A 9,419-nucleotide genomic window follows, 5' to 3' on the forward strand; every position below is an offset into this window, starting at 1 on the left:
TTGTCCGGCGCAATGCCGTACAATATCCTGAACAACACGCGAGGATACGAAGATGCCGAGAGACTCCGTCCGCACCGCCCGGCTCGAAGCCCGGCTCACCCCGGATGCCTTGGCGATCGTCAAACGGGCGGCCGAGATTCAGGGGCGTAGCGTCAGCGATTTCGTCGTGGCCGCCACCACCGAACAGGCGCGGCGAACCATTGAGGAGACCTGCGTCATCCGTCTATCCCTTGAGGATCAGCGCCGCTTCGTCGAACTCTTGCTCAATCCACCCGCGCCGGTTCCCGCGCTGGAGCGGGCGGCGCAGGCCCACGCCGAGTTGATTCAACGGCCGTGACGGCGCCCTTCTGCATCGAGGTCCTGACCCCGGCCCATGACCGGGCCGGGTTTTCCAGCGGTGTGGAGCCGCTGGATCGGTATTTCCGCGAGCAGGTGTCCCAGGACGTTCGGCGACGGGTTACCGCCTGTTATGTCGCCGTTGAGGGTGCTACCCGCCGCGTTGTCGGTTACTACACCTTGGCGGCCGGCAGTATCCCGTTGGCCGAGGTGCCGGAGTCCTTGGCCAGGCGGTTGCCCCGTTATCATGCGGTCCCTATTGCCCGCCTCGGCCGACTGGCGGTCCATCTGGACTCACGCGGGCGGCGCCTTGGTGCGGCCCTCCTGTGGGACGCGCTGTTGCGTGCCGCTCGCTCCGAGGTGGCGGTGTTTGCCTTGGTGGTTGATGCCAAGGACGACCACGCCGCCGCTTTCTATCGTCACCACGGCTTCACGGCCTTCGGTAGCCTTGCCCGTCAGTTGGTGTTGCCTCTGACCAACCTTTCCCGCAGCCCTTTGATCCCCTCAGCGAGCGCCTGACATATTGGGTGACACCGCGCAGCGGTGTCACCAGAAACCCCGCCACCCCGACCCGCTCCGCCCTCCTAAACGGTCTGCCAGGTCCCATCGTCCCACAGCGCTTCGATGATAGGGTGCGTACCCTTCACCTCGCGCACCACCCCGTGCGCCTCGGCCGCGGCCAGTGCGGTGCGCCAAACGTGTTCTGCGACCGCGGCGGCGCGTTCCTGGGCCTTGTTGCGGTCGGGCCGATCGGCGATCTCACGCGCGATGTGCCAGGCCTCGTGGGCGCGGTGATAGGCGACGCCGGCCGGGGCGCTCAGGGTCCGGATGAGGACCATTGGTCGCTGCGGGTGTGCCGGGTCGGTGTCGTACATCTCCAGCCGGCCTTCGTTTTCTGTGATTACGCTCATTGGTTGACTCCTGTGCCCGGGTCGCGCCGGGCGTGGTGGCGATGCAGCGATAGCGACCCGGCGGCGCGCCGGGCTCGGGATGGTGAAGACTCAGACCGCAATCACCGCCTCGCCGTAGCGGATCACGCGCGGGTCACGGCTGAGTAGCCGCAGCGGTTCGGTAATGGCCTGGGCGACCAACAGGCGGTCGAAGGGGTCGCGGTGATGGTCGGGCAGGTGCTCGAGCGCCGCGGCGTGCGTGGGGCTGATGGGCAGCAGGTCGTAGCCGGCCTGCCGGAACCAGTCCAGGGCCTCGTCGCCGGAAATCGGCATGGTGTCGCGGCCCAAGGCGTGTTTGATGGCGATCTCCCAGACCGTGGCGGCGCTGACCATGACCTGGTTGGCGGGGTCATTGATCAGTGCCCGCGCCTGTTCAGATAAGCGCGGGTCATCCGTCAGCGCCCACAGGGCGATGTGGGTGTCGAGCAGCAATCTCATGGGGATGGGGCGCCCGCGAACAGTTGCTCCACCAACGCGTTATTCAGGTCAATGGACTCCGGGACCTGGAACCGGCCCGCGGCGACGCCGATCCGCTGCGCCACCGGTTGCGCCGCCAGCGGCACCAGTCGCGCGGCGGGGCGGCCGTTGCGGGCGATGATGATCTCGGTTTCGGCCCCACTCTCGACCCGCTGCACGAGTCGGGAGAGTTGGGTCTTTGCCTCCAAGATATTGACGGTTTGCATGATGCCCCCTTGCGTTGGTCAGGTCTGGTCAGAGTATGGTGCGAGTTTGGCCAGCAGGCAAGGCCGCGTTGCTGGTTACGCATTCACGCCCCCGGCATGCCCGCTGGTCAGCCCGGCGGCGGCTGGCTTACCATCTGCGGTCAGGCCGACACCCCGCGGCGCCCCCCACCACCTGACGAAGTACCCCCATGAAATTCACTGTCGATGAATTCCGCGCCTGGCCCCACAAGTGCGTGACCCTGCTCGGTATGTCCGGGGTCGGCAAGACCTGGCTCTCGGACCTCTTGCGCCGCAGCGATTGGTTCCACTACTCGGGCGACTACCGCATCGGCACCCGCTATCTGGACGAGCCGATCCTGGATCTCGTGAAGGCCCACGCCATGCGCGACCCCTTTCTGCGCGACCTGCTGCGCAGTGACTGGATCTTCATCCGCAACAATATCAAAGTGATGGACCTGGGGCCGGTGCTGAGCTTTGTCGGCAAGCTGGGGAATCCGGAGCTGGGCGGGCTGCCGCTGCCGGAGTTCAGCCGGCGCCAGGCGCTCTACCGCGAGGCGGAGATCGCCGCCATGGGCGACGTGCCGGATTTCATCCGCAAGGCCAAGGACATCTACGGCTACGCCCATCTGGTCAATGACGTGGGCGGTAGCCTGTGCGAGCTCGATGAGCCGCGGGTCATCTCGCTGCTCGCCCAGCACAGCCTGATCCTCTACATCCGGGTGCCGGAGGCGGACGAGATCAAGCTGATCCAGCGCGCCCAGGCCGATCCCAAGCCGCTCTATTACCGCCCGGACTTCCTCAAGACCGCGGTGGCGGACTACCTGGCGGAGCGGGGTCTGGAGTATGTGGCGGAGATCGCGCCAGACGACTTCACCCGCTGGGTCTTCCCCCGGCTCTTCCACTCCCGGGTGCCGCGCTACGAGGCCATCGCCCGGCCACACGGTTACACGGTCTCCTCGGAGGAGGTCGCCCTGATCCGCGACGAACAGGACTTCCTGGACCTCTTGGAGACCGCCATCGTCCGCGCCGAGACGAGCCAATCTGACTGAGGGTCGCCACCATGCCGATCGTCGCCCATAACCCACTGCCCACCTTTGCCCACCTGCGCGCTGCGGGCCAACAGATCCTGGACCCGGACCGCGCGCGGCATCAGGACATCCGGGAACTGCACATCGGGTTGTTGAACATGATGCCGGACGCCGCTCTGGAGGCCACCGAGCGCCAGTTTTTCCGGCTGATCGGCCAGAGCAACCAGATTGCCCAGTTCTATGTCCACCCCTTCACCTTGGATGCGTTGCCGCGCGGGCCGCGGGCGCGCGAGCATGTCCGCCAGTACTACCAGCCGTTCGAGCGCATCCGCGAGGACGGGCTGGATGCGCTGATCATCACCGGGGCCAATGTGACTGGGCCTGACCTGGCCAGGGAGCCCTTCTGGGGGCCGCTGATCGAAGTGGTGGACTGGGCCTGGAACAATGTCAGCTCCACGCTGTGCTCGTGTCTGGCGACCCACGCGGTGCTCCGGTTCCGTCATGGGCAGCGGCGCCGGCCCCTGGGCGAGAAGCGCTGGGGGGTCTTTCCCCATCGCGTGGTGGATCGGGCGCACCCGCTGGTCGGCACCGTCAACACCTTGTTCGACGTGCCGCACTCCCGCTTCAACGAGATCGGCCGCGACCAGTTCGATGCCGCGGGGCTCCCGGTCCTGGTGGAGAGCGAGGAGGCCGGGGTCCACTTGGCGGTGAGTGCCGATGGCTTCCGGCAGGTCTTCTTTCAGGGGCACCCGGAGTACGACACCATCTCGCTGCTCAAGGAGTACAAGCGCGAGGTCAAGCGCTTCGCCGCCGGGGAGCGGCGCGACTATCCGCCCTTTCCCACGGGCTATTTGACCCTGCAGTCCCGCGCCATCCTGGACGAGCACGCGCAGCGCCTGCGCGACGCCCTGGCGGCGGGCCGCGAGCCGCCGCCCCTGCCGGAGGAGCATATCGTGTTCCGCCTGGACAACACCTGGCACGATACCGCCGAGGGGGTGATGGGCAACTGGATGGGGCTGATCTATCAGGTGACCCATAGCGACCGTAAGCTGCCCTTCATGGACCATGTCGACCCGGCGGACCCCTTGGGGTTGGGGCAGCGGGCGGTGGCCTGAAGCCTCGCGCGGCGGGCGGCGGCCGGGCGGTCGGGGCGGATTTGCCACGCCGATCGCGGCGCGGCGAGCCGCCGCTCCCGCGGACAGGCGCCTATGCCTGGTAACACAGTGGATGGGAAGTGCGACAATAGGCGCCCCCCGGCTCGCTCCGAGCCCTGGCTAACCTGCTGGAGAGCACCATGACAAAGACTCCGACCCCCGTGCGCACGCCACTTCCCGAGGCGCTCGACGCCCCTCGCCACACCCTGGTGACCCGCGCGGGCGAGCGGCTGGCCTGGTACGGTGACAGCGTCGGCAGCGGCCGGCCGCTGGTCCTGGTGCATAGCGTCAATGCCGCGCCGAGCAGCTTCGAGGTCAAACCGCTGTTCGATCACTATCGCGGGCAGCGCCCGGTCTATAGCCTGGAGCTGCCCGGCTTCGGTCATTCGGAGCGGCCGGTCGGTCCCTACTCGGCGGAGCGCTTCACCGCGGCCCTGGTCGACTTCCTGGACCAGGTGGTGAAGCAGCCGGCCGATGTGGTGGCCCTGTCGCTCAGCAGCGAATTTGCCGCCCGCGCGGCGCTCAAGGTCGCGGGGCGGATCGCCTCGCTGGCGCTGATCTCGCCCACCGGGTTCGGCGCGCGCCAGCCGTTCGGCCCGGCGGTCGGTAAGCCCCTGCACTGGCTGCTGACCCTGCCGGGGCTGGGGGCGGCCGCCTTCGCACTCGTCTCCTCGCGCCGCAGCATCAACTATTACCTCGGCCAGTCGTTCGTCGGCAAGGCCCCGGCGGCCGTGCTCGACTATGCCTATGCGACCTCGCACCAGCCGGGCGCCCGCCATGCCCCATTGATGTTCCTGTCGATGCAGCTCTTTACCCGCGATGCCCCGGCGCGTCTCTATGCACTCTTGCCCGCAGACCTGCCGGTCCTGGCCATCGCCGACCGCGACCCCTATGTCACCTTCGAGAAACTGCCCGGATTCGTCGCACTCCACCCTAATTGGCAGTATGAGACCCTGGCCCCGCACCTGGGTCTGCCCCAGTGGGAGCGCCTGCCGGAGTTGGTGGCGGCGCTGGATCGGTTCTGGGCCGGGGCGCCGACCGCGAGTTGAGCGCCCGCCCCCAAGGCCGAGGCCTTGGGTTGCCGGACGCTAACCTTTGATCAGCCCTTCATTCGGAGTCTTCGTACACTATGCGCTACCGAATCGCTGCACTCCTGTTGCTCCTCATCGCTCAGGTCGCCCAGGCGGGCATCCCGGCCACACCGGTGATGACGATCTACAAGTTCAACGGGTCCTTCACCGTGCCCTTCTACAGCGCGGATGGGGTGCCCGGGGCCGGCGCCCCGGCGGGGACCCTCACCCAGGGCACCTCGGTCATCCCCTGTCTGGCGATCCGTGACGGCAAGCCGCTGACCGACGGGCAGGGCACGCCCTACGTGGGCTTCGAGGTGGTGGTCGACCCGCGCCGGGCGAGCGCTGCCGATACGCAGCGTTTCAAGCAAACGGTGGCGGGGCGCGCCAAGCTGGAGGTCCAGAACCACCACTGTGCGCCGGGGGTGAAAAACGTCATCGACGTGCGCCAGCTCTATGCGCTCAAGAAGGCGCCCTTCTTCGACCCGCCGCCGCGCTCGGGCAAGGGCGGCGGGAGCGAGGGGGCGACCAGCCTGGACCGGATCGTCCGCGCCTTCCACGCCTCCCCCCAGTGCGAGTCGGCCAACCGCTCCTTGACCGGTCGGCGTGCGGCCCTGGCCAGTGCCTGGGACGGCTTTATCCGCGCCAATGGGCGCCTGGGCTCGGACACCGAGCTCGCGCGCGCCAAGCATCTGGACTATGTGATGCGTACCGCCCTGCACGAGGGGCATCTGAAGCGCGGCTGCAACGCCTACGGCACCTGCGAGCGCAACGTCATTGCGCTGTCCATCCGCAACCGCGCGGTCGGTCAGTGCCAGAGGGGCAAGGGGTGCGGCTTCCCCGGGGACTTCCAGGGCGCCTCCTCGTCGGTCTCCCAGTACAACATCTGGGACGAGTATCTGACCCAGATTTCGGGCCTGACCTCCTGCTTCATGCGCCCGGATCTGGCCGCGGACCCTGACTATGCCAAGCTCCAGGCGATGTATGCCCAGAACGTGGGTGACGTGGAGCGCATCCTGTATGGCAACGACTCCGACCTGGCGGAGATCTTCCCCGGCACGCCGCTGGCGGACCTCAAGGAGCTGCGCCACTACTATCATGCCCCGGCCATGGGTAAGTGCTTCCCCAAGAATGACCGGGTGGAGTACATCTCGGGTGCGGTGGCCAGCCGCGGTGGCGACTATGCGTTGCTCGCGGACACCCGCATCCAGGTCGGTGCCAAGTCGGGTGGCGGCTACAGCTTCAAACAGTTCCTGTTCGAGGAGAAGCCCGAGGGGGACGTCATCAAGATCGAGGACCGTTATCCCGGCTTTGTCGTCGACGCGCGCAAGGTCTCGCTGCGCAGCCCGTCCTCTTGCCCGCCCTACGGGATACCGGCCGGCTGCTCCTTCAAGACGGTCGGCCGCTATCGCAAGACCCCGAGTTGGATCAATCAGGGCCGGCCGGTGGAGATCGCCTGCCGGGTCAAGGACCGGGGCGAGTCCTGCCAGGGCGGCGGTAGCCCAACCAAGGTCCAGCTCGGCGGGCGCTGCGACGTGGAGATGCGGCCGTTGTCGGGGGTTCCCTAAGCCTTGAAAGGGCCGCTCTCACGCCAAGACGCCAAGACGCCAAGGTTATTCAGTGCATTACCAGCGTCGGATGGCTCACCGGGCAGATGGTCGTGGCAGTGTAAGACGCCGTTATTTTTTCTTGGCGGCTTGGCGGCTTGGCGGCTTGGCGGCTTGGCGTGAGCAAATGTCGTATTTTGGGTAAGGGAGGCGTCCGATGGAGCTGCGTCAGTTACGCTCACTGGTCACCCTGGCGGAGAACGGATTCAGCGTCAGCCGGGCGGCGGAGCAACTCCACCTGGTCCAGTCCGCGGTGTCTCAGCACCTCAAGCAACTGGAGGACGAGCTGGGCACGCGGCTCTTCCACCGCCAAGGCAAGCGCCTCGCGGGGCTGACGGAGGCGGGGGAGGCGGCGGTGGTCTATGCCCGTCAGACCCTGGCCGGTGCCGCGAGCCTGGCCGCGGTGGGGCGGGATCAGTCGGGTCAGACCAGCGGGACCCTGCGCATCGGGGCGACCCACACCCAGGCGCGCTATATCCTGCCGCCGGTGGTTAGGCGCTTTGCCGGCGAGTTTCCGGAGGTGGAGGTACAGATCCACCAGGGCACGCCGGGTCAACTGGTCGAGTTGGTGGTGCGTGACTCGGTGGACTTGGCGATCTGTACCGAGGCCCTGGCCAACGAGCCGGCCCTGGAGGCGGTCCACTGTTACCGCTGGAACCGCTGTGTCATCGCCCCCCTGGGGCATCCGCTGCTGGCGGTCCCGGTCATGACCCTGGAACTGCTCTGCGAGTATCCGATGATCACCTATGTGTTCGGCTTCACCGGGCGCGGCAACTTCAGCACGGCCTTTGCTCGCGAGGGACTGCGCCCGCGCGTGGTCCTGAGCGCCGCGGACACCGATGTGATCAAGACCTATGTGCGCGAGGGGATGGGCATCGGCATCATCGCAGACCTGGCCTATGAGCCGACCCTGGACGCGGACCTGGGCCGCCGGGACTTAAGTCACCTGTTCCCCTGGGAGGTGACCAAGGTGGCCTATCTGCGTGACAAGTACCTGCGGCGCTACCAGCGGCGCTTCATCGACCTGTTCCAGGAGGCATCGGCACAGATGAACCGGCGGGGGCGGTAGGCGCGGCGCAAGCCTCGCTGGTGGCCGGAGGGATGATCCTAAGTCCGCCAATTCGGCCGCGAAAAACGCGAAATAGAACAAAGAGATAATTGTGTGGCGTGGATCACCCCCAGGGTGACTGCCCGCCCGACAGGCAACTCATTGTTCTGATTCGCGTTCATTCCCGTTTTTCGCGGACCAATGGCTTTTTCTAGGATGATCCTAGCCCCGGGAATTGCTCGCGCCAAGGCGCCAAGCTCGCCAAGAAATATGATCGGGTAACGGCCATGGCGCCCGCGCCACCCCGAGCGATGAAAGTAGAGGGCGCCTTGGCCGTTCCCCCACCCCGCCCTCCCCCAATAGGAGAGGGAGAAGTGGAGCGCGCTCCCGGCGCGACTTTCACCGTAAAGCCACTCTCCAGATCACCCTCCGGGTAACTGGCGCAACGCTGATAACGCACTGAAAAGTCTTGGCGAGCTCGGCGCCCTGGCGTGCCAACCGCTCTTTATCCGATAACAATTCTTGGTTACCGACGCCCGCCGCCGGTTATCCCGGAAAGAGCAGTTGCACCGCAACGTCACGAAGGGCCCAGAGAGTCCCATTGCAACAAAAAATCGTTAACTTCGGGTTAAGAAGCGTGCGCCGCTTCACGTTTCCTTGCCAGGTTCTCGCCTAATCTGCACCAAGGTCTCATGTGTTCGCGCAGCAAGCCGGCCCCACCCGGCTGAATCAACGTTTTCTCAGATCAACGAAGAATGACCATGAACAGCACAAATACGCACCCCCGCTTTCGTCGTCGTCAGCTGGCAATCCTTCTCGGGCTATTCTGCAGCGTTGGCGCGCTGCCCGCACTCGCCGATCACTCGCCCGTGAACAACGGTGCGCCCGAGATCTACAGCGTCACGGTCGATGACTCAGTGGCGCCTGCGCTCATTAGTATCAATGGGGCCTCTCTTTGCAAAAAGATGAACTGCAAAAGGGCGCCTGCCGTTACGATCAATGGGCAGCCTCAGACACTGCTTCCCGATTACAACAACGATCTCCTCAAGGTGACATGGGCGCCGCCTGGCCCAGGGAGTTATCTACTCACGGTGGATGATGGCGGCCCGCAACCGGTCAATTGGCAACTGAGCATTGGTGGCGCGGCTGGTTCCATTGGTCCTCAAGGGCCAATCGGGCCAATGGGTCCGCAAGGTCCGCAGGGCGAGGTTGGTCCAATCGGCCCGATCGGCTCGACTGGCGCAATCGGTCCGCAAGGCCCGCAGGGCGATACCGGTGCGATCGGTGCGACCGGCGCACAGGGTCCGAAGGGCGATACGGGCGACATCGGCCCGATCGGCTTGACTGGCGCAATCGGTCCGCAAGGCCCGCAGGGCGATACCGGTGCGATCGGTGCGACCGGCGCACAGGGTCCGAAGGGTGATACCGGCGACATCGGCCCGCAAGGTATACCAGGGGTAGCTGGGTCTAAGAGGCTGTCTAAGAACCATTTTGAGATAGAGGCTTACTTAACGGCTAATAAATACGGCGTTTGATTATTGCA

General features: G+C 66.0%; 11 protein-coding genes. 8 read left to right on the forward strand and 3 right to left on the reverse strand.

Going from position 1 to position 9,419, the window contains the following annotated elements; translation table 11 throughout:
- Positions 1-52: 52 nt before the first annotated feature.
- Entirely contained in the window at positions 53-337 is a 285-nt protein-coding gene (locus QZX93_RS25305) for a DUF1778 domain-containing protein (RefSeq protein WP_295383906.1), read from the forward strand.
- Entirely contained in the window at positions 334-855 is a 522-nt protein-coding gene (locus QZX93_RS25310; RefSeq protein ID WP_295383905.1) for a GNAT family N-acetyltransferase, read from the forward strand. The genes QZX93_RS25305 and QZX93_RS25310 overlap by 4 nt, the downstream gene beginning before the upstream one ends.
- Positions 856-920: 65 nt before the next feature.
- Here QZX93_RS25310 and QZX93_RS25315 read toward each other — a convergent pair whose 3' ends face one another.
- From QZX93_RS25315 to QZX93_RS25325, 3 genes are all read right to left on the reverse strand, one after another.
- Positions 921-1,247: a hypothetical protein gene (locus QZX93_RS25315; protein ID WP_295383904.1), complete on the reverse strand. Its 327-nt coding sequence runs from the start codon at positions 1,245-1,247 to the stop codon at positions 921-923.
- Positions 1,248-1,337: 90 nt separating this feature from the next.
- On the reverse strand, positions 1,338-1,724 hold the full coding sequence (locus QZX93_RS25320) for a type II toxin-antitoxin system VapC family toxin (protein ID WP_295383903.1): 387 nt from the start codon (positions 1,722-1,724) through the stop codon (positions 1,338-1,340).
- Positions 1,721-1,969, reverse strand: coding sequence for a type II toxin-antitoxin system prevent-host-death family antitoxin (locus tag QZX93_RS25325; RefSeq protein ID WP_295383902.1), 249 nt, complete (start codon positions 1,967-1,969; stop codon positions 1,721-1,723). The genes QZX93_RS25320 and QZX93_RS25325 overlap by 4 nt, the downstream gene beginning before the upstream one ends.
- A gap of 188 nt (positions 1,970-2,157) precedes the next feature.
- On the opposite strand from QZX93_RS25325, the gene QZX93_RS25330 reads away from it, so the two are divergent.
- From QZX93_RS25330 to QZX93_RS25355, 6 genes are all read left to right on the forward strand, one after another.
- Positions 2,158-3,018 carry an ATPase gene (locus QZX93_RS25330; RefSeq protein WP_295383901.1) on the forward strand — a complete coding sequence of 287 codons (861 nt, stop codon included), beginning with the start codon at positions 2,158-2,160 and terminating at the stop codon, positions 3,016-3,018.
- Positions 3,019-3,029: 11 nt separating this feature from the next.
- Complete coding sequence (locus QZX93_RS25335) at positions 3,030-4,112, forward strand: homoserine O-succinyltransferase (protein WP_295383900.1); 1,083 nt, start codon at positions 3,030-3,032, stop codon at positions 4,110-4,112.
- A gap of 179 nt (positions 4,113-4,291) precedes the next feature.
- Entirely contained in the window at positions 4,292-5,200 is a 909-nt protein-coding gene (locus QZX93_RS25340) for an alpha/beta fold hydrolase (protein WP_295383899.1), read from the forward strand.
- 80 nt (positions 5,201-5,280) lie between these two features.
- Positions 5,281-6,789, forward strand: a complete 1,509-nt coding sequence (locus tag QZX93_RS25345) for a hypothetical protein (protein WP_295383898.1) — start codon at positions 5,281-5,283, stop codon at positions 6,787-6,789.
- A 196-nt stretch (positions 6,790-6,985) separates the two neighbouring features.
- Positions 6,986-7,897 (forward strand): LysR substrate-binding domain-containing protein, encoded by a 912-nt coding sequence (locus tag QZX93_RS25350; RefSeq protein ID WP_295383897.1) that lies wholly within the window; start codon positions 6,986-6,988, stop codon positions 7,895-7,897.
- A 740-nt stretch (positions 7,898-8,637) separates the two neighbouring features.
- A complete protein-coding gene (locus tag QZX93_RS25355) occupies positions 8,638-9,411 on the forward strand; it encodes a hypothetical protein (RefSeq protein WP_295395005.1) in 774 nt (257 codons plus the stop codon).
- Positions 9,412-9,419: the final 8 nt, after the last annotated feature.

Origin of the sequence: uncultured Thiodictyon sp., from assembly GCF_903946935.1 — a bacterium.
In the GTDB taxonomy this organism is placed as follows: Bacteria; Pseudomonadota; Gammaproteobacteria; order Chromatiales; family Chromatiaceae; genus Thiodictyon.